Origin of the sequence: Paenibacillus sp. P13VS, assembly GCF_015143645.1 — a bacterium.
Taxonomy (GTDB): Bacteria; Bacillota; Bacilli; order Paenibacillales; family Paenibacillaceae; genus Paenibacillus; species Paenibacillus xylanilyticus_A.
Genome location: NZ_WYEV01000005.1, coordinates 494632 through 520262 on the forward strand (window position 1 = coordinate 494632; position 25631 = coordinate 520262).

The 25631-nt window shown below is 48.7% G+C and carries 22 protein-coding genes; 11 read left to right on the top strand and 11 right to left on the bottom strand.

The features are described 5' to 3' along the window. Positions 1–68: 68 nt before the first annotated feature. Positions 69–809, top strand: coding sequence for a GyrI-like domain-containing protein (locus GUA98_RS15960; RefSeq protein WP_193723693.1), 741 nt, complete (start codon positions 69–71; stop codon positions 807–809). Here GUA98_RS15960 and GUA98_RS15965 read toward each other — a convergent pair. The 5 genes from GUA98_RS15965 to GUA98_RS15985 form a co-directional block, all read right to left on the bottom strand. After that, a complete protein-coding gene (locus GUA98_RS15965) occupies positions 763–2106 on the bottom strand; it encodes a cryptochrome/photolyase family protein (RefSeq protein WP_193723694.1) in 1344 nt (447 codons plus the stop codon). The two genes, GUA98_RS15960 and GUA98_RS15965, sit on opposite strands and share 47 nt — an antisense overlap. Positions 2107–2131: 25 nt before the next feature. After that, positions 2132–3295: a response regulator gene (locus GUA98_RS15970; protein WP_193723695.1), complete on the bottom strand. Its 1164-nt coding sequence runs from the start codon at positions 3293–3295 to the stop codon at positions 2132–2134. A 126-nt stretch (positions 3296–3421) separates the two neighbouring features. Then, on the bottom strand, positions 3422–6505 hold the full coding sequence (locus GUA98_RS15975) for an ATP-binding protein (RefSeq protein ID WP_193723696.1): 3084 nt from the start codon (positions 6503–6505) through the stop codon (positions 3422–3424). A 236-nt stretch (positions 6506–6741) separates the two neighbouring features. After that, positions 6742–7164, bottom strand: a complete 423-nt coding sequence (locus tag GUA98_RS15980; protein ID WP_415753030.1) for an SRPBCC family protein — start codon at positions 7162–7164, stop codon at positions 6742–6744. 279 nt (positions 7165–7443) lie between these two features. Continuing rightward, positions 7444–8478 carry an NADH:flavin oxidoreductase/NADH oxidase gene (locus tag GUA98_RS15985; protein WP_193723698.1) on the bottom strand — a complete coding sequence of 345 codons (1035 nt, stop codon included), beginning with the start codon at positions 8476–8478 and terminating at the stop codon, positions 7444–7446. Between the two features lie 299 nt (positions 8479–8777). On the opposite strand from GUA98_RS15985, the gene pepT reads away from it, so the two are divergent. Beyond that, positions 8778–10016, top strand: a complete 1239-nt coding sequence (pepT, locus tag GUA98_RS15990) for a peptidase T (RefSeq protein ID WP_193723699.1) — start codon at positions 8778–8780, stop codon at positions 10014–10016. An 85-nt stretch (positions 10017–10101) separates the two neighbouring features. Here pepT and GUA98_RS15995 read toward each other — a convergent pair whose 3' ends face one another. Continuing rightward, positions 10102–10794, bottom strand: a complete 693-nt coding sequence (locus tag GUA98_RS15995; RefSeq protein ID WP_193723700.1) for a Crp/Fnr family transcriptional regulator — start codon at positions 10792–10794, stop codon at positions 10102–10104. A 288-nt stretch (positions 10795–11082) separates the two neighbouring features. On the opposite strand from GUA98_RS15995, the gene GUA98_RS16000 reads away from it, so the two are divergent. Further along, entirely contained in the window at positions 11083–11925 is an 843-nt protein-coding gene (locus GUA98_RS16000) for a methyl-accepting chemotaxis protein (protein ID WP_153980366.1), read from the top strand. A gap of 143 nt (positions 11926–12068) precedes the next feature. Here the strand turns inward: GUA98_RS16000 and GUA98_RS16005 are convergent, their stop codons facing one another. Continuing rightward, on the bottom strand, positions 12069–13505 hold the full coding sequence (locus tag GUA98_RS16005) for an alanine/glycine:cation symporter family protein (RefSeq protein ID WP_193723701.1): 1437 nt from the start codon (positions 13503–13505) through the stop codon (positions 12069–12071). Positions 13506–13939: 434 nt separating this feature from the next. Between GUA98_RS16005 and GUA98_RS16010 the strand changes: the two genes are divergently transcribed. Continuing rightward, positions 13940–14869: a response regulator gene (locus GUA98_RS16010; RefSeq protein WP_193723702.1), complete on the top strand. Its 930-nt coding sequence runs from the start codon at positions 13940–13942 to the stop codon at positions 14867–14869. Between the two features lie 136 nt (positions 14870–15005). Here the strand turns inward: GUA98_RS16010 and GUA98_RS16015 are convergent, their stop codons facing one another. Next, complete coding sequence (locus tag GUA98_RS16015; protein WP_321573885.1) at positions 15006–15176, bottom strand: aspartyl-phosphate phosphatase Spo0E family protein; 171 nt, start codon at positions 15174–15176, stop codon at positions 15006–15008. A gap of 508 nt (positions 15177–15684) precedes the next feature. On the opposite strand from GUA98_RS16015, the gene GUA98_RS16020 reads away from it, so the two are divergent. Together GUA98_RS16020 and GUA98_RS16025 are read left to right on the top strand one after the other, a co-directional pair. Beyond that, positions 15685–16308 (top strand): acetate uptake transporter, encoded by a 624-nt coding sequence (locus GUA98_RS16020; RefSeq protein WP_193723703.1) that lies wholly within the window; start codon positions 15685–15687, stop codon positions 16306–16308. A 174-nt stretch (positions 16309–16482) separates the two neighbouring features. Further along, positions 16483–17031, top strand: coding sequence for an acyl-CoA thioesterase (locus GUA98_RS16025; RefSeq protein ID WP_193723704.1), 549 nt, complete (start codon positions 16483–16485; stop codon positions 17029–17031). Between the two features lie 8 nt (positions 17032–17039). Here GUA98_RS16025 and GUA98_RS16030 read toward each other — a convergent pair whose 3' ends face one another. Together GUA98_RS16030 and GUA98_RS16035 are read right to left on the bottom strand one after the other, a co-directional pair. Further along, positions 17040–18116 carry an anthranilate phosphoribosyltransferase gene (locus GUA98_RS16030; RefSeq protein WP_193723705.1) on the bottom strand — a complete coding sequence of 359 codons (1077 nt, stop codon included), beginning with the start codon at positions 18114–18116 and terminating at the stop codon, positions 17040–17042. A gap of 18 nt (positions 18117–18134) precedes the next feature. After that, entirely contained in the window at positions 18135–18728 is a 594-nt protein-coding gene (locus tag GUA98_RS16035) for an ANTAR domain-containing response regulator (protein WP_193723706.1), read from the bottom strand. Positions 18729–19321: 593 nt separating this feature from the next. On the opposite strand from GUA98_RS16035, the gene nirB reads away from it, so the two are divergent. The 4 genes from nirB to cobA are packed head-to-tail and all read left to right on the top strand — an operon-like array spanning position 19322 to position 23796. Next, positions 19322–21763, top strand: coding sequence for a nitrite reductase large subunit NirB (nirB, locus tag GUA98_RS16040; protein WP_193723707.1), 2442 nt, complete (start codon positions 19322–19324; stop codon positions 21761–21763). 16 nt (positions 21764–21779) lie between these two features. Then, on the top strand, positions 21780–22097 hold the full coding sequence (nirD, locus tag GUA98_RS16045; protein ID WP_095360200.1) for a nitrite reductase small subunit NirD: 318 nt from the start codon (positions 21780–21782) through the stop codon (positions 22095–22097). A gap of 50 nt (positions 22098–22147) precedes the next feature. Then, positions 22148–23029 (top strand): formate/nitrite transporter family protein, encoded by an 882-nt coding sequence (locus GUA98_RS16050; RefSeq protein WP_193723708.1) that lies wholly within the window; start codon positions 22148–22150, stop codon positions 23027–23029. Beyond that, positions 23026–23796 (top strand): uroporphyrinogen-III C-methyltransferase, encoded by a 771-nt coding sequence (gene cobA, locus GUA98_RS16055; protein ID WP_193723709.1) that lies wholly within the window; start codon positions 23026–23028, stop codon positions 23794–23796. Before GUA98_RS16050 ends, cobA begins: the two co-directional genes overlap by 4 nt. An 18-nt stretch (positions 23797–23814) precedes the next feature. Here cobA and GUA98_RS16060 read toward each other — a convergent pair whose 3' ends face one another. After that, the gene (locus tag GUA98_RS16060; protein ID WP_193723710.1) at positions 23815–24450 is read right to left on the bottom strand and encodes a TetR/AcrR family transcriptional regulator; all 636 of its coding nucleotides are present in this window, start codon (positions 24448–24450) and stop codon (positions 23815–23817) included. A gap of 199 nt (positions 24451–24649) precedes the next feature. Here GUA98_RS16060 and GUA98_RS16065 point away from each other — a divergent pair, with 199 nt between their 5' ends. Beyond that, positions 24650–25414 (top strand): SDR family NAD(P)-dependent oxidoreductase, encoded by a 765-nt coding sequence (locus GUA98_RS16065; RefSeq protein ID WP_193723711.1) that lies wholly within the window; start codon positions 24650–24652, stop codon positions 25412–25414. Positions 25415–25631 lie beyond the last annotated feature (217 nt).

The following is a 25631-nucleotide window of genomic DNA, read 5'->3' on the forward strand; positions in this document are numbered from 1 at the left end:
CTATTTTATACTAATATAGTGACAAAATCTGTCAGTATATCTATATTTCTATCAGGAGCAGATGGAACATGACCAAAACGCAGCGTTTGATTGAACTTATGATGCGAGTGTATGACAAACCTACGTTTACCGCTGAAGAAATGGCTGCTGAATTCGGGGTTTCTTACCGTACTATGCTTCGGTATTTACATGAGCTTAGTGGAATGGGTGTGCCTCTATATGCAGAACCTGGACGGCGGGGAGGATATACTTTGCTGCAATCGGGTCGAGTTGCGGATAGGGCAGGTCAACGAATTGCCAAGGCTCATCCATTTGAGCGGATGGTACGGCCGCAGACATATGTGGTCGGCCTTGAATTCCAGGCTCCTTTTACAGCTGTATATATGTCACAAGTGATAATTCCTAAGCTTTGGAATGAATTAGAACGCAGACAACATGAAATCCCCCGCCAAATTCGGACGGGGGTGAAGACGGGCGTATCTCTGAGTCGCACACGCCTCTATCACTATATTGCCGGAGTAGAGGTATCCCACTTCCATGAAGTGCCGGAAGGCATGGTTGGTATAATCCTTCCAGCCCGTGAATACGCCGTATATACCCATTTCGGTGCTCCGGATCGGGTAGATATTGATCAGACGTTTCTCCTGCTCATGGACAAGCTGAGACAGCAGGGCTTCGAGCCTGACATTTCAGGCTATGCCTTGGAGATCCGACCATCCGATCCTCCCTCCAGCATCACTATACACATTCCGCTGCATGGTATTAATCCTTCTGACGACTCGCCAGAATTTGTTTATAGACCTCTATAGCCGCCTGTCTGGATGCCTTCAGATCCACAATCGCACCCTCGCGTGGTTGATGGATATCCTTGCTGTGCAGATCCTTCAGTTCAGGCAGCCATTTCCGGATATAATCTCCCTGGGGATCATACTTCTCCGACTGTGTTACCGGATTGTTTACCCGGAAATACGGAGCAGCATTCTCACCAAGGGATGCGCACCATAACCAGTTCCCCCGATTCTGAATGTTGTCATAATCCAGCAGCTTGCGTCTGAAGTAGGCCTCACCCAGGGGAAATGGGCACTGCAGGTTCTTGGTCAGGAACATCGCCGTCAGAATACGCAGTCGATTAGGCATGCGCCCCGTCTCATTCAGCTCGGTCATCGCAGCATCAATAATCGGTATTCCCGTCTCTGCCCTGCACCAGCGTTCGAAGTGATAATCACTTAACGGTGACAGATCGTATACCTTTTCATATGTAAAATAGTGACTCTCATATACTGCACGGTACAGATAAAAGTCACGGAAGCACAGCTGTCTAATCCATTCATCCGGCTGTTCAGCCCGGTAAGCGGCATCGTACATCCTGCGGATCGAGATGGCCCCTACCGCCACATAGGAACTCAGATGGCTTGGTTCGTATGCTTCATATTCATCCCGATGCTCCCCATACTCCGCGATACGCTCCTTCAGGAAGGCATCGAGCAGTCCATAAGGCTCTTCAGCCGGCTCGATATCCGTAAGCGCTGCAGGAACCCTGAATGAATCAGGAAACTTGATGGACAGCTTACTGATCTTAAGATCAGCGACCGTTATTACCGAAGGAGGATTCGGGAATTCATTCATAAATTCCACCCAGCGCCGGTGGAAAGCAGCGAACACTTTATAAGGCTCCGATTTGCCTGTAAAATCAGCGAACCGCGGAAGATCGATCAGCAGATGATCCGTCAGCTGTGTGAACTTGGCCTGGTATTGGTCCACAACCTTGCGTATGCTGCGGTCCCTTTCGATCGCGTAAGGGGTCATATCCCGGTGAACGACCACTTCATCGATAATGTCTTCCGTGTGTCCCAATATGTAATCCACAACTTCTGCTGGCTTGCCATGTGCCACATGCAGCAGCTTGCCAGCCTCCCGGTACTGTCTCGCAAGCCCGGCTGCATGCCTCAGAAAGTTGATGCCGCTGTGTTCCTTATCGCGTCCCTGACGAAGCAAAAAGGGGTCGTAGATAAAAAGGTGCACACTCTCATCTTCCTGGTTCTGCAAATAATCAAAAGCCTGAAGATCCTCCGTACGCAAATCCTTGCGATGTATAAATAATTTCACGACAATCCTCCCGCCCGGCCTGTGCCTACTTCGCCGTTAGTTCTTGAAAGAGGCGGCTCGTTTCCGGTTCCGGCTGATGCCCCAAATCCTCCAAGAGTGTCTTGGCAAATGATGAATATACTTGCAGTATGGCTTGTCCATCACCCATGGATGCATATACCTTCATCATTAATCGGCAAATCTCTTCAGCATAAGGCTCTCTTTCCTGTAAATCGAGTAACTGATCGATGGCGTCCTTGCCTCTTCCTTGCTTCATGTTCCATTCAGCCAGGTCCATGACCAATTGTATATATTTGCGTCTTAGCTCACGTGCCTTTGATTGTGCCCAAGGGTAGTCATGCTCTTCAAGATAGTCTCCGCGATATAACAACATGATCTCCCGCAGCTCTTCCACATTGGTAGAAGTGACTTCTGCATATCCCGCTCCTAGTTCAAACTGCTCCACGTCACTCACCAGATTGCCCGGCAGCAAACGGTAACGATTCATGTTGTATTCCAATTTGCCTGTCATACTCCATTCTTTGAGCAGTTTTCGAATCTGGTATACGGATGTATGCAGATGGGTTAGCCCTTTCTCCAAGGTGACATCAGCCCATAATTTATCAAGCAGAATCTCTTTGCTTACCCATTCTCCGCGATGGTGAAACAGAAATGCGAATAGCTCCTGGGATTTGGTCGTCCTCCATTTATGCTTGGCTGCCTCCGGTTTCAGGCTTCTGTAGATATCCAAATGTTTGAAGGTGAGCAGTCCCGGTAACTGGATATCATCCTCGGCAGCATTGGAAGCTGGTTCCTTGACTTCAGTGGTTGCTGCCATTTCGGGCATAGCAGATTTCCAAGCAGCAATCCGGTCAATGGTTTTGCCCAATCTTGCCGAGCTTACCGGCTTCAGAACATAATCCAGTGCATGCAGTTCAAATGCTTCGACTGCATGATCAGCGTACGCTGTTACAAATATAATTCGAATGTTGTTATCCAGCTGCTGTATATACTCAGCCGCTTCCAGTCCGTTCATTTCTGGCATGCCAATATCCAGAAACACCACATCGACACGTTCTTTTGCCAGAAAATCCAGTCCATCACGGGCTGTTGAAAAACATTGCACGGGTGTAATCCGTCCGTCCGACAATAACAGGCGCTCCAGGTGGAGCTGCGCCGGCTTCTCGTCATCGATTACAATGGCTCTCACTGTTCTTCCAGCCTCCTGCCCTTACGTATTCTTCTTCGTTCTATATCAAAGGAATTACAGAATTGACTTCATCAACTTATTAGTCTGTTAACCATTATGATCCGTCTCGGCACAACTCTGGGCTAATTAACCTCTCGGCAGAGGAATACGGAAATGAATTTTCGTCCCTTTGCCCACATGGCTTTGAATATTCAATCCCTCGCCATATAAGGACACTAAACGCCGGTTGATATTTTGCAGGCCCACGCCTCCCGGTCCTTCTGTCCTTCCTGAATGAACCTGAGCCAAGCGCTCCGGAGGGATGCCCACCCCATTATCTTCAACCTGGACGATGATACGATCGTCTTCTCTGACAATTTTCAGAGTCACGGTTCCACCCGCGGCCCGCTCCATCACACCATGACGAATGGCATTTTCAACGAGTGGCTGAATGCTAAGCGGCGGCACATAGATCCGAACGTCCGGTTCCACTTCATAGTTGACCACCAGCCGTTCTTCAAATCGGGCCTGTTCCAGATGAACATAGGACTCCACCAGCTCAAGTTCCTTGGTCAGCGGCACCAGCTGGTCCCGGTTCTGAAAGTCGAAGCTCCCACGCAGATAGTGACTCAGTTCGATCAATAGATCTGTTGCTTTGTCCGGGTTAACAGCACAAGTAGCGATAATGACATTAAGCGCGTTATATAAAAAGTGGGGTTTGATCTGTGCCTGCAAAAAAGCCATCTCTGTGCGAATGGCGCCTTGAACGGAGGCCCGCATTTCAATCAGGGTTCGCACCCTTGCACGAAGCTCACCTGCATCGACCGGCTTGCTTAGGAAATCATTAGCACCTGCCTGAAAACCCAGTCTGATATCTTCAGGCAATCCACGCGCCGTCAGCATCAGGATAGGCAGTTCGGACAGAGAATTATGCTCACGCAGTTTGCGGCATAATTCAATTCCGGACATCTGCGGCATCATCCAGTCGGTAATCACCAAGTCGATTCCCGGGTGTTGTTCTCGCATTTTCAAGGCGGCAGCACCACTATCAGCAGAAATGACCCGGTATCGCTCTGTTGACAACAGATTGTACAATACCTGGAGATTTACCGGATCGTCGTCCACAATCAGAATCGTATGCTCTGCTGCAGGGCCTTCTTCTGATTCATCAAGTTCTGTAGAAAACCCTGTAGATGAATTAGCACGCTCGGCAGGCACGTAGCTCGCTGCAGTCGGTCTGGAAACAGTATGAAGCAGCGGCGTTTTGGCAATGGGCAGGGTGAAGTGAAAAATGGACCCCTGACCCGGTTCTGACTGGGCCCAAATCATGCCTCCGCCCAGCTCTACAAGTTTACGCGAAATACTGAGACCAAGCCCTGTCCCGCCGTTAATTCGTTCACTTGTACCATTCTCCTGCTCATAGGACTGGAATATATCCTCCAGCTTCTCTGGAGCAATGCCAACCCCGGTATCCGCCACAGACATTCGGATCTGCTCTCCCTGCACAATCGCATATAGCCGTATCTCGCCTTGCTGCGTGTACTTGTATGCATTGCCAATCAGATTATAGAGAATCTGCCGTAACCGATCCTCATCTGCTTCGACCAGTGGCAGGGATGGAGGCCAGTCCTGTATTAACACAATAGGCTTATCCCCGAAGGTAAATCCCGAAACTTCAACCACTGTGCGGGCAACGGACTCCAGATCCACCGCCTCCCGCTTCAGCTCGATCTCACTATTCTTGAGTTTGGAGAAATCCAGAATGTCATTGACCAGCAGGGAAAGCCTCTTACCGGTAGACGTGATCATGGACAGATTTCTGGCCTGCTTCGGCGTCACAGCCCCTGCCGCTCCTTCCAGCATGGACTGGGCAATATTAATGATGCCATGCAGCGGGGTCCTCAGTTCATGCGACGTATTAGCCATGAATTCATCCTTCAGGTTATCAATCACAAGCAAGCGCTCGGATAACGCCTCAACTTCACGAAAGGACTGCGCGAACCGGATCGCCGTAAGAATCATCTGAGCAAAGACAAATAACAATAGCTCGTATAGGGCGAGAAAAGCCGTATCCTGCGTCGTGAATGCGCCGATGGTATACAGAATAACGACCATGAGGATGCTCATCATGCTGATCAGCACGTAATGGCTGTCGTTGGGCCTCTTTTTCAACCAATAAAACATCGCCCGAAGAGTGTATACAATGACGCTAAGCGACACCATCAGCATTAGAGGCTCCAGTTGCGAGAATAGTACCGGAGACAAGGTAAGGCCGATTGCGCATTGCAAAATCACCAGCGTAATTCCAAGACGTACGTACCATTTGTGAATTGCACCCGGAACAAGCGCATCCATATAGCGTAGCAAATAGTAATAGGCAAGTGCTGAACTTATTAATTGAAGCCTTAGAATTTCAGTATTCGGTAGAAACGGTACAAAGGTGCCCAGGAGTTTCTCCCCATGCGTCAGTGCATACATGGCTCCGGAGAGACTGAATAAGCCTAGGTAGCGAAGTTCCTTCTCACTCCGGCGCAGCCTGAACAGGAGCAGGAAAAACGCCGCAGGAAGGATAAAGCCGAAAAGGGTCATCAGATCCTTGAGCCAGTCCCACTGCTGGCTGTACAGAATGCTGTGTTCATCTCCAAATAATAGGGAAGCTACGATTCCTCCGGAAGAGTATGTATAGTTGGAAACTTGAATGATGATGTCTGCATGGTCTCCCTCAATTGAGGTAAACCCGGTGAACGGCAAGTTGTATTGGAGGTCCGTTTCCCTTGTTTCCCCAGGCAGTCCCTTGCCTCCGATCTCTTTGCCATCTATAAAAATACGGTGTGCCATACGAATATTCTTTGTACGAATGCCATAGTCATTCTTCTCGGAGCTGGGCCTGAGTTTGACACGAAGGTGGTAGGTTCCGTAGCCATGAGCTTCACCCATCGTCTTATTCCACCTGGCCGGGACTTGAAGAGCTTCAGGTGGCCCAAGTGGTTTGCGTCCGGACTCATCCGCTTCAAAATCAACCGGGGTCAGTAATTGGTTCGGGTAGAAGTCCCAGACTCCGTCCAATGTGGCTGCACCCTTTTTGGTGAAATCCCATGTGGTCAAATCGATTAGGCCTTGTTTAACTACCGGATTCCCGCGTTCAGTTATAATACTCTGCACAATCCACCCCACAGGGAAGACAACAATACAAATGAAACTAATCGTCAGCATAATCCAGTGTTTTTTCATCGAATGAAATCCTTCTGACATGTGACGATAGGCGTCACTTTTTGTCGTTTTATCTTCTATGATCCATGTTACACGTTTCTGCTGCCCACGGAAATAGAAGGAAACTAAAAAGAATCACATTTTTTAAGGCCGTTCACCATCTCGTGCAAACTCTCCATGAAAAGCTCACAAAATAAAAAAAGGACGGCCAGCTGTTCAATCAGGAAATGACCCTGATCGCAACTGACAATCCTCTCTTATTGGCTTACAACCTGTGCCAGTTTCTGCACGATGCCTGACCAGCCCTGCTCCATTCGCTCGCGCACGATGGCATGCGCCTGTCCGAATTCAGTCAGTTTATCGGCATCCCAACCGCTGTGAATCAACGTAAATGCTGTACCTTCGGGCTGTTTCTGTAGTTCGAAGGTAAGTGCCCAATCCTTGCCCCATTGAAAGGATAACTTATGAAGCGGCTGAACTTCCGTCACCCGGCATGGTGATTTGCCAAAAGGTCCCGCCTCCAGCACGAATTCATGTCCTTCCACCGGCTCCAGATTACTTGGCATAAACCAGGCTTCGATGCCTTCTGCCGTTGAGACAGTCTCCCATACCTTTTCCAGCGGTGCATGAAGTACCAATTGCTGCCGAATGTCCGGCAGTGCGCTCGATGATGATGTCATAACCATCGCCTCCTTAAATAGATATTACTCATTGTTCGGGATATGAAGATGGGTGTCAAATGAATTCATTTAACAACCAAATCTAGCATCGGATCTCCTCTTAAACGCACCTCATTTTGAACGCATTTTTAAAAGATGTGCATCTCCCGCCTTAGTCTGCTCTGTACAACGGAATCCCAACCGTGACCACTTGGTTGTCAAAAAAGCAAAATCAGGCCGCAGCATAAGGTTCACCCTTGCCGCGGCCTGTCTTACAAGCTGATATATGTTTTAGATAAATTAATAACCGCGGGAATATTGCTCCGCAATCGCTGCCTTATCCTTGCTGACGCCAAGCTCCAGAGCCGCATGGTTAGCCCAGTACGGATCGCGCAGCATGCCTCTGCCCACTGCAACCAGATCGGCATCGCCATTGCCGATAACGGCTTGAGCGAGAGCTGCGTCATCCAGCAGCCCTACTGCAATCACCGGAACGTTCAGTTCTTCGCGGAAACGACGGGCAAATGGAACTTGATAACCTGGGTAGTTACCCGGCTTCCGTTGTCCGGCAGGTCCTTCTCCGCCAGAGCTGATGTGGAATATGTCCACACCTGCTGCCTGATAGGCACGAGCCATTTCCAAGGTGTGCTCAATATCGTAGCCGCCATCAGCGTATTCAATTGCAGATATGCGCATGATGAGCGGCATGTCTTCCGGCATTTCCTTTTTCACCGCACGAATAATCTCAACGCCGAATCGTGCCAGATCCTGTCCATATACATCTTCACGATGATTCATCAGCTTGGAATGGAACTGGTGAATGAGATATCCATGTGCTCCGTGCAGCTCAATGGCATCCACTCCAGCCTGTACTGCGCGGCGAACACCGTCCGCAAATTTCTGTACCATCGCTTCTACTTCTTCGGTAGTTAACGCACGAGGCTCCCTAAAGTCTTCACCCGGGAAAGTGACCACGGATGGAGCTACCGGCTGCTCTGCATCCTCTGCTTTTCGCCCAGCATGTGCAATTTGAATGGCCACTTTCGAGCCATGGGCATGCATGCCATCCACCAGCTTGGCAAAAGCCGGAATATGCTCGTCCGACCAGATGCCCAGGTCGTTATCAGTAATGCGGCCATCTGGATCAACGTCTGTCATTTCGATAACAATCAGACCTGTACCCCCAACCGCACGACTTACATAGTGAACCTGATGCCAATCATTCGGGATGCCATCCTTGGCTGTTACCGAGTACTGGCACATGGGCGCCATAACTACCCGGTTATTCAGTTGAAGCCCCTTGAACTGATAAGGGGAAAATAATTTCTCTGACATATGGATACATCTCCTATTCAATATATTAGTATATGTTGAGGCAATCGCTTGTTTTTCAACATGAAAAACAGTTACCCAATCTTGTGCAGTCTGTCTCGCCAATCCTTCGACCATTCTTTATTATGAAGCAGCCTCCCCTGAATGCAAGTACGTACATTTTTGTGCCATAGTACCCTTTTTTATACCTAGGACTACCCCGCTACCACTCATAGCCCCTACACGAAGTAGGTCCAAAACATGATATGATACTTTCATACACAGGAGATAATATACCCCATAAAGCTGAAGGAGCGATGATGGTGAAAGATATTTTAATCGAGCGACTGACAACTTATGCTCAAATGGATACACAATCGGATGAAAACAGTGAAACCTGCCCCTCCACGCCGGGTCAACTCGCCTTGGGCGAATACCTTGTAGGGGAATGCAAAGCCATTGGTTTACAGGACGTAACGATGGACGAGAATGGCTATGTCATGGCAACTCTGCCATCCAATACGGACAAGGTGGTTCCCGTAATTGGCTTCCTGGCTCACTTGGATACAGCGACAGACTTCACTGGCAAAAATGTTAAGCCGCAGGTCATTGACCAGTATGATGGTCAGGATATCGTATTGAACCAGGAGCTGGATGTGGTACTGTCTACCACTGACTTCCCCGAACTGCGTGAATACAAAGGCCACACCCTCATGACAACGGATGGGACAACCTTGCTGGGTGCTGACAACAAGGCAGGTATTGCCGAAATTATGACGGCAATGGCCTATCTGATCGATCACCCGGAGATCAAACACGGAAAGATCAGGGTTGCCTTCACTCCCGACGAAGAGATTGGACGCGGACCACATAAATTCGACGTGCCTGCTTTTGGAGCCAAGTATGCCTACACGGTAGATGGCGGACCACTGGGAGAGCTTGAATATGAGAGCTTCAATGCGGCTGCAGCCAAAATCACAGTCAAAGGTACGAATGTTCACCCTGGAACCGCAAAAAACAAAATGGTCAATTCGGCCAAAATCGCCATGGAGTTCAACCGCCGTCTGCCTGCGGAAGAAGCTCCCGAATTCACGGAGGGGTATGAAGGGTTCTACCATCTTATATCCATTGAAGGCGATGTTGAGCAAACGCAGCTCAGCTATATCATTCGTGATTTTGACCGGGCGAAGTTTGAAGAACGCAAAGCCTATGTATTAAAGGTTGCGGAAGAGCTCCAAGGCAAGTATGGAGAGAAGAGCATCACCGTGCAGCTGAATGATCAATATTACAATATGCGTGAGAAGATCGAACCTGTGCGCCAAATTGTTGATATTGCGCATGAAGCCATGACTCGTCTGGACATTGAGCCCGTTATTCGCCCCATCCGCGGAGGAACGGACGGTTCCCAGCTCTCGTATATGGGCATGCCTACACCAAATATCTTCACAGGCGGCGAAAATTACCACGGCAAATTCGAATATGTTTCGGTTGATAACATGGTGAAAGCCACTCAGGTTATCGTGGAGATTGCTCAATTATTTGAAGAGCGTGGCGATATTTAATCTTTGCATTCAAAGAGCACCCATTGCTTAGGCATAGGGTGCTCTTTGCGTTACATTTGAGACTTTCACATCCATGGAGCCGATCTTATTCATACATGTTCCCTCCAGCAATCTCGCGCAATTCTTCCAGATGGCAGATGACAATCTTGCGCTGTTCCTTACGGATAATCTGCCGATCACAGAGATCATGGATTACCCGGTTCAGATGTCGGTAGCTCGTCCCCAGCATATCCGCCAGCTCTGTCAGCTTGGACGTTTGGATCTCTTCCGTCACCTGCTCGCCCTGCTCCATCGTTGACAACAGATAGCTGGCAAACCTGCTTTCTACCGGGTACAGCAGATTCAGGCTCGATAAATTGGAGAACGTATACAGCTTATGGGTCACATGACTAAGCATGAAATGCAGGAATTTCGGATTATCCGCATACGTATTTTGAAGGTAACGATAGCTAACGCCCAGCAGCAGACTTTTGTTGACAGATTCAACCGTATTCTTGGCTTCCTTTCCATTGACCAGCTCCAGATCGCCTACGAGGGCTGGCGGCGTGCTGAAACGGAGCAGCAGTGACTTGCCGTTAGGCAGTGTCGTATAAATCTTCAGTTTGCCTTCAACAAGAAAATAGAACCGTTCCGGCCGTTCTCCCTTCGCACATATAATCTCACCTTTGGTGGCTTCAAGTAGTCTTAATTCTGCAAGTGCAGGCTCATCCAGCACCTGATCCAGACCATGTTCACGTGCCAGCTGACGCATTCGCCCAAAATCCATGATTTCTCTCATTTCCGGTAACCCCCACCCAAGTATTTAACGTATAGAAATGGACATATGTCCCAATTTCGGCATCAGACTGCTCAAATATCCTGATATAAAAATAGTTACAACTAACACTTATATCCAATAAATCATTTTACATGGGAAAATTCTCAGATTTCGTCCGTAATTCGTCATCATTTTATTTAAAAATGGAGTTAATGATAGCGCAATCTTATCCGATGATAATTAAAGCATTATGTACGTTTTTTGAATTCTAATCGCAAATTAGGAATAATGAAAGGATGGTTCGACCCCATGAATGTTGTAGATGCACTTCTGAAAGTTATGCCTTATATTAGCCTGATTCTTAGAGAACCAGCCGGTTTGACTGTGTATGATCATGAGAAAGTATTGTACGCCGTTGCCAATGAGAGATTCAATCTCGGTTTTGAAAAAGGTGAGCCACTGCTGGACGATTATAAAAACTTTACAGCTCTGACTAACGGGCGCGAACCTTCGCTCACCAAACTGCCCCCAGAAGTCTACGGAATTGAGCTGGATATTTTGAACATTCCCATCTTTGATGACAATAATGAAGTTGTTGCCATTTTCTGCATATCCTACGATCAATCCAATCAGAATCAACTAGAAGCCATTATACAAGAAAATCAATCCATTAATAGCAACCTGGTGGAGATGGTTCAGCACGTAGCAGCTCATGCCGAGGAATTGCAGGCGACCAGTGAACAAATTCTGGAGAACACACGCCTTGCAGTCCAAAACTCCGCTGAAATCAATAAGGTTGCCGGATTCATCCGGGAAGTCTCCGAACAAACGAACCTGCTGGGCCTGAATGCCGCTATTGAAGCAGCGCGTGTAGGCGAGGCTGGTGCAGGCTTTGGCGTTGTTGCTTCCGAAGTGCGCAAGCTCTCCGTGGACGCCAAGCAGGCGACAACCGATATTGATGCAAGTCTGAAAGACGTCCAACAGGTCATTAAACAGATGGAAGTGGAAGTTTCACAGATTGCTGCCTCTTCCCAGGAACAAGCCACTCTTGTATCCTCCTTCACCGATGTCATTGAGAAACTGAATGAAACGGGCGACCGGATGAAAATGCTGGCAGATCAACTGATCAGTTACTCTGTTCATACAAAGTAAAATGGTATCCTGAGCGATCAATAGGTATCTGAAAATATACCAAATAATGAAACAGGACCCCGCGAGCCCTATTGGTATCGTCGGTGTCCTGTTTTTTTGTTTTATTATCCTACCCGGCTCTTATCACCCGAGCTACGCTAATCCTATTTTGCAATCTTCATCTCTTGGGTTCCTGTTACACCCGCTTCAGACTCCCAGCACTCCACCTCACCCGGAATATGAATAAGGTCACGGGTAAAGACGGGGTCACGCCCCTCAGCCTTCTGTCTTTTGTAATCCTTCAGCGCCTCAAACGTGACCTTGGACAACATGAGGATCGCAATCAGATTGACGACGACCATCAGCCCCATAAAGAGATCCGCCAGATCCCAGACCAGCTGCACTTTGGCTATTGCACCAAACAGCACCATGGCGATGACGCCAATCCGGTACACCCACAGCCACATTTTATTGGACTTGATAAACTCAATATTGGTCTCCCCGTAATAATAATTCCCGATGAGTGTACTGAAGGCAAACAGGAATACCATAACAGCCAAAAAGCCTGATGCCCAAGATCCGATATGCACACTTAATGCTGCCTGGGTCAATTCAATGCCCCCCAGATTGGAGCCTTCGTAGACTCCGGACAGCAATATAATCATGGCCGTACTTGTACAGATGACAAGGGTATCGGTCAGGACGCCAAAAGCCTGAATAAGTCCCTGCTTGACCGGATGTGTCGTATCCGCCGTAGCTGCGGCATTAGGCGCACTACCCATTCCCGCTTCGTTGGAGAACAATCCACGCTTGACGCCGTTCATCAGCGCTGCACCCAATGTACCACCGGCGACCTGTTCAATGCCGAAGGCATTTTTTACGATTAGCACAATCATGGCCGGAAGCTGGGTGATATTCGCCAGCACTACAAATGCAGCAACCCCGATATACAGCACAGCAAGGACCACCACAATATATTCGGATGCCTTGGCAATCCGTTTCACGCCGCCCATAATGATTCCGGCGAAGATCACCGCCATTACAATACCTACCGTCAACCGATCGAGACCGAACGAATTCTGGAATGCCACAGTGATCGTGTTGGACTGCACAGCGTTAAAGACAAGGCCGAACGATAGTGTGATGAGAATGGCAAACAATACCCCCATCCACCGTTTGCCTAGCCCACGTTCCATATAATAAGCCGGTCCTCCGCGGAAGCCCCCATTATCCTTCACTTTATAGATCTGTGCGAGTGTACTCTCTACGAAACTGGAGGCTGAGCCGATAATTGCAATGATCCACATCCAGAACACAGCACCCGGTCCCCCAAGGGCAATAGCCAGCGCAATTCCCGTAATATTACCGGTACCTACACGGGCAGCCATACTAATACAGAACGCCTGAAAAGGCGAGATTTTATCCGCTTCCTTGCTCTTGGGTTCAGCCAGCACCTTGACCATGTCTCCGATCATGCGGAACTGCATGAACCTTGTCCTGGTCGTGAAGTAAATCCCGCATACGACCAGCAATAGGATCAACAGCTTGGACCATAAAAAATCGTTGAAAACAACGACAATATCTTGTATCGTTTGCTCCATTGGCAATACTCCTTTTATTCATATATTGTTAAACCGCATTCCATTTGCATGTCTGAGCGTAAAATTCCCATACTATTGCATATAGAATCCCATGGCATACTTCTGAATGATGATCTTTCGTTCCGTTTGGCATTTGTACCATTCCACACAATTCATAGCCAGCTCATTCAGATGTTACTTATACTACAGTCCTATCTACGAAAAACGACACTTTCCTACAACAAACATTGGATTTTTTTTATAAAAAGGCCGCTTTCAGCAAAACTTTGTTACGTTATCTGACATATTGGCTTATTGCTGCATGGCTGGTTCTATGCAGAAAGGAAACGACGAAGTATGATAGGAATTACATTGACCACGACTCAGGGCAGTTCATCTGTCTGAACATACATTGGCCCAATTACATCCGCTGAGGAGAGGAGGATACCGAAAATATGCGTTATTTTATCGTGGATGATGATCCTGGCGTTCGTTCCATGCTAATGGATATTATTGAAGATGAGGGATTGGGCGAGATTGCCGGAGAAGCAGAGGACGGAGCTCACATCCATGCCGAGCTGCTGGAATTACAGAAGGTAGACGTGCTGCTGATTGATCTGCTCATGCCCCATCGGGACGGAATTCAGACCGTACGTGCACTGGAAGGAAGATTCGAGGGCAAGATCGTGATGATCTCCCAGATTGAATCCAAAAACATGATCGGTGAAGCCTACTCGCTAGGCATCGAATACTACATTACGAAGCCGATCAATCGGCTGGAGATTCTATCTGTTCTCCGTCTGGTCGAAGAACGTCTGCGGATGCAGCAGTCCATTCAGGATATTCAGCGGACATTGCAGGGATTGACCAGCATCCAATCTGCCGGACGCCAAACCGCGCCTGCTCCTAATAAAACCATTGCGACCGCAGGAAATTTCCTTCTCTCGGAAATGGGCATGATTGGTGAAGCAGGCAGCAAGGATCTGCTGGACATGCTCGAATATCTGGAACAGATTGAAGCTGAAGATCACACCATCTCGCCTTATACATTCCCGTCGCTCAAGGATATTTTTCAGAATATCGCAATTCGCAAACTGGGAACGGATGCCTCGGCCACCGAGATAACCAAAGAGGTCAAGGCCTCAGAGCAGCGTGTTCGCCGGGCGATATTTCAAACGTTAAGTCATGTGGTGTCCCTGGGATTAACCGATTACACACATCCCAAGTTCGAGAACTATGCGTCTAAATTCTTCGATTTTACGGAAATTCGCAAAAAAATGCTGGAGCTGCAGAACAATGTGGAGCCTTCCTTGTCCCAGACTCGAATAAATACCAAAAAATTTGTTCAGGTACTGTATATGGAAGCCAAGCGGCTTTTGCACTGATCCGGCGCCAAAATACATGCGGGCATGAATTAACAGGAATCAAGCAGCTTTGAGAAGAAAGCTGTCCTTCCGGTTATGTTCATGCCCGCATCGTCATATGTACTCATCTATGTTGTCCAACTATTATATGAATTCCTCAAGCTCTTGTCTGGTTTCGCTTCATTCGATTATATTCATTAATCAATTCATCCAATGCCATGGATTGTCTGATGACATCCGGATGCCCAAGCCCACCCTCGTGATGTTCTACCAACATATGAAGGTTATGTCTGGCTTTTTCGATTTGATTTTTTAAATCCAAACTCATAACCATGCCTTTGACCTCCTTATTTCTGTGTTATATTTTAGTTTTTACTGTCAATCTATAGTTGGATTAACATATGGCATAGTCGGCATGGATGTTTTGTATCCTTCCCCAGTTTTTGAAAGTCATGAATAACTATGTTTTCCCGGATGCCGCAAAAGTGGCGCTACCAAGCCATTTCTGCAATGAGATGCATGTTTTGCATCCATATTTTCTCCCCCTATCCTACTTCTTGTATGAATGTGTCTTTATTGTGTATTTTGGAAAATGAACAACAAAAACACCCCTTTGGCAGGCAAACTGAGCAAAGAGGCCAACCTGCATGCTATGGAGGGGTGTTTGAACGTTCAGGATGTTGCATTCGCGCGGTGAACAAATTCCTTTCCATAACCGGGCCATTCAGGTACAATAGGGCGATGTGTGTGTCCGGACCCGGCGGATACGAAAGTTACTAAAGGACTGTATTCTTGTTTACATCCTGATTTGATATCATTGGAGGCTCATCAAGACCATGCAAACCGATTCACGGACTCAAGTTAAAATCATAAACGCCGATCCCAGCGCAATGGGATTATTTGGGCTGGCTATTGTGACCCTGGTCGCTTCCTCCCAGAAACTTGGCATTACAGACGGACTCAGCTATGCTATCCCATGGGCGATCTTCCTGGGTGCATTTGCACAGCTGTTCGCCTGTATTCAAGATTCCAAACGCAATAATACATTTGGCACGACTGCTTTTGGCGCATACGCATTTTTCTGGTTTGCGATGGGTGCCAACTGGCTGATCAAAATGGGCGTGTTTGGCTCCACCCTGGCAGAACAGGCTGACGGTAAGCAGCTCGGATTTGCTTTTGCCGGATACCTCGTATTCACCCTGTTCATGACGCTGGGCGCTGTGGAAGCCAATAAAGTACTGCTCATCATTTTCATTCTGATTGACTTCCTGTTCCTTGGCCTGACGTTTGATGCTTTCGGCGTAGCTCCTCACGTCTTCCATACCATCGCAGCATATGCTGAAATGGGTATTGGTATCGTGTCGCTCTACGGCACAGGAGCTTCTGTACTGAACGCTCATTTCGGATATACTTTCCTGCCCGTAGGCAGACCGTCCGGCATCTTCAAAGCCAAGGCTTAATATACAGCAGCACCAACCGCCCGCGCGCCGGTCCGCGCCTGGCGGTTTTTTTGGCAATCATGAAATCATTGGAATATGAACTTGGTGGGCACCTATACTAGGAATAACATAATAGAAGATAGATCTGGTACATGCTACAGAGACGCAGCAGCCAGAGGGTCAGGAGGAAGAAACATGAGAGAGATACCTAAAGATACGGGGTCCGAACAAGCGGAGAAAAAATATGTGCGCGAGACGCGCTGCTTCAAGACTGCACGAGTATTTCCGACCGATGTGAACAACCATAACACTTTATTCGGTGGCAAGTTAATGTCCTATATTGATGATATTGCATCCATTGCCGCTTCCAAACTATGCCGGGTCAACACAGTTACGGCTTCAACCGACTCCGTCGACTTTCTGTATCCCATCAATCCAACTGATTCTGTTACACTGGAATCCTTTGCGACCTGGACGGGACGCAGCTCCATGGAGATATTTGTGAAGGTCATTCGTGAGGACTTGAAGACAGGGGAGAAAAAGATTGCGGCAACCGCATTTCTGACCTTTGTGGCGTTGGATGAAAATAATCGAAAACTCATTGTCCCCCGACTCATTCCGGAAACGGAAGAAGAGAAGAAATTATATGAGACCGCTCCGGATCGGGCGGCCATGCGGAAGCAGCGGCGGGAAGAGAGCAAGAAATTTGCCGACTTCCTTACCGTTACCTATCCTTGGGAGTAGTTACAACATCAGCTGGAGGTAGCCGGATACGTGGACACTGCTCTGCTATCCGGTAGTTCCCCGCCCATGGAGACAGTCCATTGCTGATACTTCCGGTAAGCTGCTCCGCTATCCAGCAGACTTTGGCAGGTATAAATACCCTCTTCAATTGAATCAACGCGCCCTGTCACATACAGACGGAAGCCGCCATTCAACAACACCTGATTCACAAAAGCGATATGCCCCTCTCCGCTGAGCACCGATTGTGCCACTCCAAGCTGTTTCGCAGCTGTCCATGCCATCTCGGGCACAGGAATATCCAGCTCATAAGCGGCAGGGTCCACCAGCTCCAGCCGTGTATCTCCGTTTTCCACAGCATACACACGTGTAGGCCGATCAATATAGAGGTCTTCCGAACCTTCCATTCCCTGTACCACGTAAGCACGGCGGTATCCGAAGCGGGTTAGCAGCTTCGCGATCCGATCCAGAAATGTATTATGAAATACGCCAAAAACAAGATACGGCGAATGGTTAAAATCAATCAGCTTCTCCGCTGTGTTAAACACGGTACGAAAGCCAAGTTCTTCTCGAAGTGGTCTTAGCTGCCGAAGCGGAGCGCACCAGTCTTCGGAGGATACGTACATCACATCCGTTCTTTGCGCCGCCACTCTGGCTTCTTCCCGATCCAATTTCCTTGTATCAATACCCGCTTCCCTGAGCAGCATGGACAAGGTTACCCCCCACTTGGGGGGCAGAGGTTCGCTTCCGTGCAAAGTCACCGGGAGCCCGGCTGCTGCCAGTACAAAGGCAACCGGAAAGGTAGCCATGAACGATTTGGTCCGTCCATCATATGGACCTGCACAGTCAAGTCCATCCTGGAATAAGGACAGGCGGTCTGCACTGTTCCGGCATGCGTGGACAAAGGCCTCCAGTTCCTCAACATTCTCCATCTTCATTCGCTCCGCCATTAGAAAAGCAGCTGTCTGAGCAGGTGATACCTCCTGTCTCAGAATGTGCTCGGCAACAGCCAGCGCTTCGGCATAATTCAGATCACGTGAACCACGTTTCCCACGTCCAACCTCCCTGAGAATCTCAGACATATCCATGATGCATCCTCCTTTCAATTACGACTGTAGCAGTTGATGCGCCTTCACGATTGCCGTGGCGACATCCACCATCCGTTTACGTTCATCCATCGCTCTCTTGCGTAACAAGTCATAAGCTTCCGACTCGGAGATTTGCTTCAGATCACATAAAATGGCCTTAGCCATATCTATCCACTTTCGATCCTCCAGCCGGGATTGCAGCTGTTTCCGTTCCTGCTCCCACTGCTTGCGTTCCATATAACGCTTGGCGGCAAAGTGCAGCGTCCAGTGTATCTCAGGCCCAATCATGGATGGGGTCAGTATTCCGTCCATTGAAGCCTCTACCTCGCAGGATTCCACCGAGGAAGAGGCTGTGTCCGGTGCGCACCACCATATCAATGGGGTGTTCACCTTCCCCTTTCCCAGGCAGCGTACCCAATATTCCACATCGGCCAGCGACAGATGCAGGATGGATGCCTCTGCATCAGCTGCCAGCTTCAGAGCCTCCGTCTCACTGTCTGTCACCTGCACATGGTACCCGTTTGCCCCCAGCAATCTCTCAGGAGTAAGAGGGATTGCATCGGTTGAGGCCGCTATTGTTGGTTCTACACGGATGACCAATAAAGATCGCATGATGGATCAATCCCTCCCTAATGCATAGGCAGAATGGTTAGCTTAACACCTAAAATAGTTCATCAAGTCAACATGTTATATAACCTGACAATATCTTAAGTTGAAAATATACATGTTTGAAACCCATTATGCATGTCGGTAACCTCTCGGGCTCATTTCCATGATGATAAATCGGGGCCTTTTCTAACTCCGTCTCTTGTTATTGCCGAGGGTTGTATGCCTCTTCTTCCATGTAACCGCTGCGACTGCGGACTTCACGTTGCGGTACACACTGCTCGTTCATCGTTCAGTTCTTGTTTCTATTACACACATGTAAACATAATTAACTTCAAATTTCAAATATTTTTTTGTGTTAACTATATTGACATGAATGGAAGGATCTTTTATAGTTAGGCCATAACAACTCCATATTTGAACGATCACAGTTACAACGGCGTAGCTGGTTGAAACGGCAATGAAGCCTGTTTTGCAATCTCGGATCCATGGCATGCGTATGCATATGCGCAGTCCACCGAGGCATGACAGGCTTTTTCTATTTTTCCGGAACGAAAAGCGAGGCAGTTCGCAGAATGGAACCAAGGGGGCTAATCACAATGAGTACAACGAAAAAACTGGTGCTGGTCGGCAATGGTATGGCAGGTATTCGTACAATTGAACATATTCTTAAACTCGCTCCGCATGCTTATGAAATTACGGTTTTTGGTGCTGAGCCGCACCCCAACTACAATCGCATCATGCTCTCCTCTGTACTTGCAGGCGGCACGAGCATTGAAGATATCGTAATCAACGAATGGAGCTGGTACGAGGATAACGGCATTCGGGTGTACCCAGGTGATCCCGTGATTCGAATTGATGCCGAGCGCAAGGAAGTAGTGTCCCAGGCTGGTGTCCGTGCTTCATATGACGAGCTGATTCTGGCAACCGGATCGCAGGCGTTCATTCTTCCAATACCCGGAGCAGATAAGGAAGGTGTCATCGGTTTCCGTGATATCAAGGACTGTGAAACGATGATGGCAGCCTCACAAAAGTATCGCAAAGCGGCAGTAATCGGGGGTGGACTGCTTGGACTGGAGGCCGCACGCGGGCTGCTCAATCTGGGAATGGATGTCACGGTTATTCATATTAACGGACATCTGATGGACCGGAATCTGGATCTGCCTGCAGGCCTGATGCTTCAACGGGAGCTTGAGGAGCAGGGTATGAAGTTTCTTCTCAACAAACATACCGAGGAAATTACGGGCAAACATCGGGTAAAATCACTGCGCTTCACGGATCAGACAGTGCTCGAAACCGACCTGGTTGTTATGGCTGTCGGCATTCGCCCGCAGGTTGAACTGGCCCGTCAGGCTGGCCTGGACGTGAGCCGCGGCGTCATCGTGGATGATTACATGAACACCAGTATCCCTGGCATCTCGGCAGTCGGTGAATGTGCAGAGCACCGCGGCATCGCGTATGGATTGGTAGCCCCGCTGTATGAACAGGGCATGGTTCTGGCCAAGCGCCTGGCAGGTGCAGCAACCGAAGGATATGAAGGGTCTGTGACATCCACCAAGCTGAAGGTGTCCGGTGTGGATGTATTCTCTGCAGGCCAATTCAAGGATGCGGCTGATACCCGCAGCATTCGTATACAGGATGACGTAGACGGAGTTTACAAAAAGATGGTTATGAAGGACGGACAGCTCATCGGAGCTGTACTGTTCGGAGATACCTCAGACGGTGCCTCCCTCTTTTCCCTCATTAAAAGCGGAGAGAATATCAGTGGACGTGAAAAGGAAATTTTGCTTGGGGTAACCGCCGGCGGTTCAGGGTCCGGCCCGTCGGTAGCCGAGCGGATGGCAGCTATGCCAGACGATGAGATCGTCTGCGGCTGTAATGGTGTCACCAAAGCTGCCATTGGAGATGCAGTGCTGAACAAAGGGTGCAACACCCTTGGTGCCATCAAGTCCTGTACCAAAGCTTCCGCCTCCTGCGGGGGATGCAAGCCCATTGTTGAATCGCTGCTCGTCCATTATGCAGGGGATGCTGCCTTGGAACAGGTGAAAGAGGGTATCTGCGGCTGTACCTCCTACGACCGCGATGAGATCGTTGCCCAGATCAAAGAGATGGGGCTGAAAACCGTTAAGGAAGTCATGAATGTGCTTGGCTGGAATGAACCGGAGGGCTGCTCCAAATGTCGTCCGTCCCTTAACTACTACCTTGGCATGATCTGGCCAGCTGAGTACGAGGATGAGCGGGTATCCAAGTTCACGAACGAACGCTATCATGCCAATATTCAAAAAGACGGAACCTACTCGGTTATTCCACGAATTTATGGAGGTGTCACTTCCCCGGCAGAACTGATCAAGATCGCAACCGTTGCCGAGAAATATGATGTGCCGATGGTGAAGTTCACAGGTGGACAGCGGCTCGACTTGCTCGGTGTACAAAAGGAAAACTTGCCGAAAATCTGGGAAGAGCTCGACATGCCTTCCGGATTTGGCTACGGGAAGGCGCTCCGCACGGTGAAAACATGTGTCGGCAACACCTTCTGTCGCTTCGGAACTCAGGATTCCATTGAGATGGGCATTCGTCTGGAGAAGAAACTTGACAAAATGGTTGCTCCAGCCAAAGTGAAGCTTGCAGTCTCCGGATGTCCGCGGAACTGTGCGGAAGCCACCATTAAGGATCTGGGGGTTGTCGCGATTGACGGTGCATGGGAACTGCACGTTGGCGGCAACGGCGGGGTCAAGGTCCGTGCAGCAGAATTACTGTGCACCGTGAAAACCGATGCCGAAGTCGAAGAGTGGACTTATGCTTACCTTCAATATTATAGAGAAAACGCACGCTGGAATGAGAGAACGGCAGCCTGGATTGAACGTGTCGGTCTGGACCATGTGAAGAAGGCACTTGAGAACCGTGAAGAGCGCCTGGCTCTGGTCGAACGGCTTGAACTGACACTGGGCCGTACCGTTGATCCATGGAAGGAAATTATTGAAGACGAAAAATTGCGTAAAAACTTCACCCCACTCGCTGGCACCCAGCCGGCAGCCCACTAGAAGAGGAGGATCAGCGATGAATCGATTGCGAATTGGACATCTGGCGGATATTGACGAAAAGGGAGCTCGGACGTTTACGGTCTTGGATACCGAGATTGCCGTCTTCAAATTGAGTGATGGAACGCTGCACGCCGTAGAGAATCGCTGCCCTCACAAGGGCGGCAGGCTGTCAGAAGGCATGGTATGCGGAACGGCTGTCCACTGCCCGCTGCATGACTGGAAAATCGACCTTCGCAGTGGCAAGGTACATGAGCCGGACGATGGATGTCTGAACACATATAAAACCGAGGTCGATGATCACAGCGGTGAGATCTACATTACCATTGCAGGTTAGTCTTTAATCAGAAGATATGCCTGACATCATGAATGAGGGAGGCGTGCACGATGGATTTTGTTAAACCGGCAGAAGTCCTGCAATCGATGGTGGACGCAGGCGAGAATAAAGCCAGAATGAACCGGGTGCAGATGTTAATCCGTGGTTTTTTGGCCGGTGCGATTCTCGCTTTTGCAACAACGCTGGCATATACCGCTGTATCTCAAACTTCCATTGGTTTGGCAGGTGCACTGATATTCCCTGCAGGGTTCGTGATCATTATTCTGCTCGGACTTGAGCTCGTGACAGGCAGCTTCGCCATGATTCCACTCGCGGTTATGAAACGCAGAGTCACACTGATGGATATGCTGCGTAATTACTTTTGGGTAATTGCAGGCCATATACTTGGATGCCTGTTCTACGCTCTGTTATATGAACTCACACTGACGAAGATGGGAACCGACATGAGCAGTCCCCTCGTTCAAACGCTGATTCAGACCAGCGAAGCCAAGACGCTCGGATATCAGCATCTGGGCGGCGCAGGTATTGTTTTGATCATCATTAAGGCTATTCTATGTAACTGGATGGTGACACTAGGTGCGGTCATGGCGATGACGTCCACCTCCACACTCGGTAAAATCGTGGCCATGTGGCTGCCGATTACGATATTTTTTGCTCAAGGATTCGAACACGCTGTTGTAAATATGTTTGTCATCCCGGCGGGCATAATGCTGGGTGCTGATGTCAGTATTGCCGACTGGTGGCTGTGGAATCAGATTCCGGTGCTGTTTGGCAATTTCATTGGTGGTGCCCTATTTACCGGGTTAGGGCTGTACGCTGCACACCGCTGGGGAAACCCCATCCCGATGGCATCCAAACTCGCAACCATCCATGGCGGTCGTTCAGGACTGGGTAATGCAGAGTCTGCGTCCAGACTGGGGACACGATCATGAGCCGGGGCCTGGTAAGTATCGTAGGTGCTGGACCTGGAGATCCGGAACTCATTACGGTGAAAGCTCTGAGACGCATTCAAACGGCAGATGTACTACTGTATGACCGACTGGTGAATGATGACTTGCTTGCCGAAGCTCCTGATGCAGCACTCCGGATCTATTGCGGGAAGGCCCCTGGGCTGCATTCCATGAGTCAGGAGATGATTGGTCGGTTACTGGTTGCTCACGCTGCGGAAGGCAAGCAGGTGGTTCGGCTCAAAGGCGGTGACCCGTTCATCTTCGGGCGCGGCGGTGAAGAAGCCCTCGTGCTGGCTGAAGCCGGAATTCCTTTTGAGGTCATTCCTGGCATCACCTCGGCTGTGGGCACTTCCGCCTCATCCCTGATTCCGTTAACCCATCGGGGAGTGGCTTCAACCTTCGCTTGTGTCACAGGTACAGGGAGTGATGGCCGTGTATCTTCCGTTCGCTGGGATCTGCTCGCCCATAGTGTTGACACGCTGGTAATCTACATGGGTATCAGCCAATTACCCCTCATTCAACGTGAATTGCTGCAATCCGGCAAAAGCAGCAGTACACCAGCAGCCTTGATTGAACGCGGAACCACCGCGAACGAACGAATCATTACCGGCACACTCAGCCAGCTTTACGCTCTTTCCCTTTCAGAGAAGGTGAATAACCCTGCGCTAATCATCATTGGCGAAGCCGTTCTCGTACGCGAACGACTGATTCAGCTCCAGCGAGCAGCAGATACCTCTATGACGGGATAGCTGCCTGCTTCCCTTTTCTCAATCCAATAGCATACGTTCGTGAATGGTCCGACCCTTCTGTCCTGGTTCAATCAGCAGACGGGTCGGTTTGATGTTTATTAATGCCGTCAACTGCTCTCCCATATAATGCGCAGAATATTTGAATCCTATCTCTGCCCAGTGCATGATGACACCCACCGTGGCAGATATCAGGTAGCTCAGCATAATATCATAATTGATTGTGTACTCACTATCTTCAGTTACCAGCACGAAATCCTCGGTCAAGTAAGTCCGGAACATATTGCATAGCCTTAGGGCCATATCACCATGCATGGTCATCAAGGCACGGAAGACATCCTGATGAGCTTCAATATATTCAAATACCGGCATAGTTGAAGGAAGTAATCCGGTCATATCCACTTCCTTTAATTCAGCATACGGTTTGGCATAGGCTTGGCCCACTCCCTGCATGAAATCCTCCAAAATGAAATCAAGCAGCTCCGGCTTGCCAGGAAAATGCAAATAAAAAGTGCCCCGATTGTAATCTGCACGCTCTGTAATGTCACGAATGGTGACGGCGTCGGCTCCCTTTTCCAATATTAATGAAACCGTCGCAGCGATAATCGCATCCTGCGTTCTTCGTGCTCTCCGGTCCTGGGGGTGTTCGATAATCAACATTTTCGCCTCCTTTGTCCATTATTGTAACCTAAATGAACACCGCTTACATCTGTGTCCGATACCAGACATATGCGCTGTCAATGATTATTGTCACACCGTTATGTATATCTTAACATTGAGACAGGAAAGATAGACGACAGGTTGAAACTTTTTTTAAAGAAAAACCTGCCAATAATAAATAAGGAGCGAATATATCATGAGTAATTATACACATACAGCAGTAATTACAGGAGCTGCAGGAGGCATTGGTAAAGAATTGGCACGCAGACTGGCTGAACGTAAAATCAATCTGGTTCTGGTGGATCTGAACGAAGAAGCCATTCAAAAAACAATCACTGAACTGAACCTCGACAAAGAGCATGTGATTGCGGTAAAAGCAAACGTATCCCAGGAAGCAGACGTGAAAAACTATGTTCAAAAAGCACTCGATGCTTTTGGCAGAATCGACTACTTTGCCAATAACGCAGGTATTGAAGGCCCAACCGGTCTGATCGAAGATCTCAGCGTTGAAGCACTGGATGCGGTATATAACGTTAACGTTCGTGGCGTATTCCTTGGTCTGCAAAATGTTATTCCAGTAATGAAAAAACAAAAATCCGGTGCGATTCTGAACACCTCTTCCCTTGCAGGTCTGATGGGTGCTCCAGCCGTATCCCCATATATTATGTCCAAACATGCCGTAGTAGGTCTCACACGTACTGCAGCAAATGAACTTGCACCTTACAATATCCGGGTAAACGCGGTATTGCCAGGAACGATTAACACTCGTATGATGCGTCAAATCGAAGCAAACTCCGGTGACGTGGAAAACTACCAAGATGCTACTGTAGCCAGCATTCCAATGGGACGTTATGGCGAACCAGAAGAAGTGGCAGCCGTAATGAACTTCCTCTTGTCTGAAGATGCTTCTTATGTAACAGCATCCCTCTACACTGTAGATGGCGGCATGATGGGTCAATAATAAGCTGCTGTACGAATGTTTTACCCTAAAGATTAGTCTTATCCATTAAGACCCCTTCACAGTAATATAAAAGAAGACCTCAACACCCACAGTTATGTGTGAAGCGCACCCCTTAGAATAGACATTGGAAAAACCCCTGGGTTTAGCCGATGAAATTCTAGGGGGTGCATTTTTTATGGCGATTAAAGGGCAAAAGTATAAAACGTATTCGGACAAG

Coding starts and splice junctions, on each gene's coding strand:
- GUA98_RS15960 (WP_193723693.1), top strand. CDS start 69: ATGACCAAAACGCAGCGTTTGATTGAACTTATGATGCGAGTGTATGAC.
- GUA98_RS15975 (WP_193723696.1), bottom strand. CDS start 6,505: ATGAAAAAACACTGGATTATGCTGACGATTAGTTTCATTTGTATTGTT.
- GUA98_RS15980 (WP_415753030.1), bottom strand. CDS start 7,164: ATGACATCATCATCGAGCGCACTGCCGGACATTCGGCAGCAATTGGTA.
- GUA98_RS15985 (WP_193723698.1), bottom strand. CDS start 8,478: ATGTCAGAGAAATTATTTTCCCCTTATCAGTTCAAGGGGCTTCAACTG.
- GUA98_RS15995 (WP_193723700.1), bottom strand. CDS start 10,794: ATGAGAGAAATCATGGATTTTGGGCGAATGCGTCAGCTGGCACGTGAA.
- GUA98_RS16000 (WP_153980366.1), top strand. CDS start 11,083: ATGAATGTTGTAGATGCACTTCTGAAAGTTATGCCTTATATTAGCCTG.
- GUA98_RS16005 (WP_193723701.1), bottom strand. CDS start 13,505: ATGGAGCAAACGATACAAGATATTGTCGTTGTTTTCAACGATTTTTTA.
- GUA98_RS16010 (WP_193723702.1), top strand. CDS start 13,940: ATGCGTTATTTTATCGTGGATGATGATCCTGGCGTTCGTTCCATGCTA.
- GUA98_RS16015 (WP_321573885.1), bottom strand. CDS start 15,176: ATGAGTTTGGATTTAAAAAATCAAATCGAAAAAGCCAGACATAACCTT.
- GUA98_RS16020 (WP_193723703.1), top strand. CDS start 15,685: ATGCAAACCGATTCACGGACTCAAGTTAAAATCATAAACGCCGATCCC.
- GUA98_RS16025 (WP_193723704.1), top strand. CDS start 16,483: ATGAGAGAGATACCTAAAGATACGGGGTCCGAACAAGCGGAGAAAAAA.
- GUA98_RS16030 (WP_193723705.1), bottom strand. CDS start 18,116: ATGGATATGTCTGAGATTCTCAGGGAGGTTGGACGTGGGAAACGTGGT.
- GUA98_RS16035 (WP_193723706.1), bottom strand. CDS start 18,728: ATGCGATCTTTATTGGTCATCCGTGTAGAACCAACAATAGCGGCCTCA.
- nirB (WP_193723707.1), top strand. CDS start 19,322: ATGAGTACAACGAAAAAACTGGTGCTGGTCGGCAATGGTATGGCAGGT.
- nirD (WP_095360200.1), top strand. CDS start 21,780: ATGAATCGATTGCGAATTGGACATCTGGCGGATATTGACGAAAAGGGA.
- GUA98_RS16050 (WP_193723708.1), top strand. CDS start 22,148: ATGGATTTTGTTAAACCGGCAGAAGTCCTGCAATCGATGGTGGACGCA.
- cobA (WP_193723709.1), top strand. CDS start 23,026: ATGAGCCGGGGCCTGGTAAGTATCGTAGGTGCTGGACCTGGAGATCCG.
- GUA98_RS16065 (WP_193723711.1), top strand. CDS start 24,650: ATGAGTAATTATACACATACAGCAGTAATTACAGGAGCTGCAGGAGGC.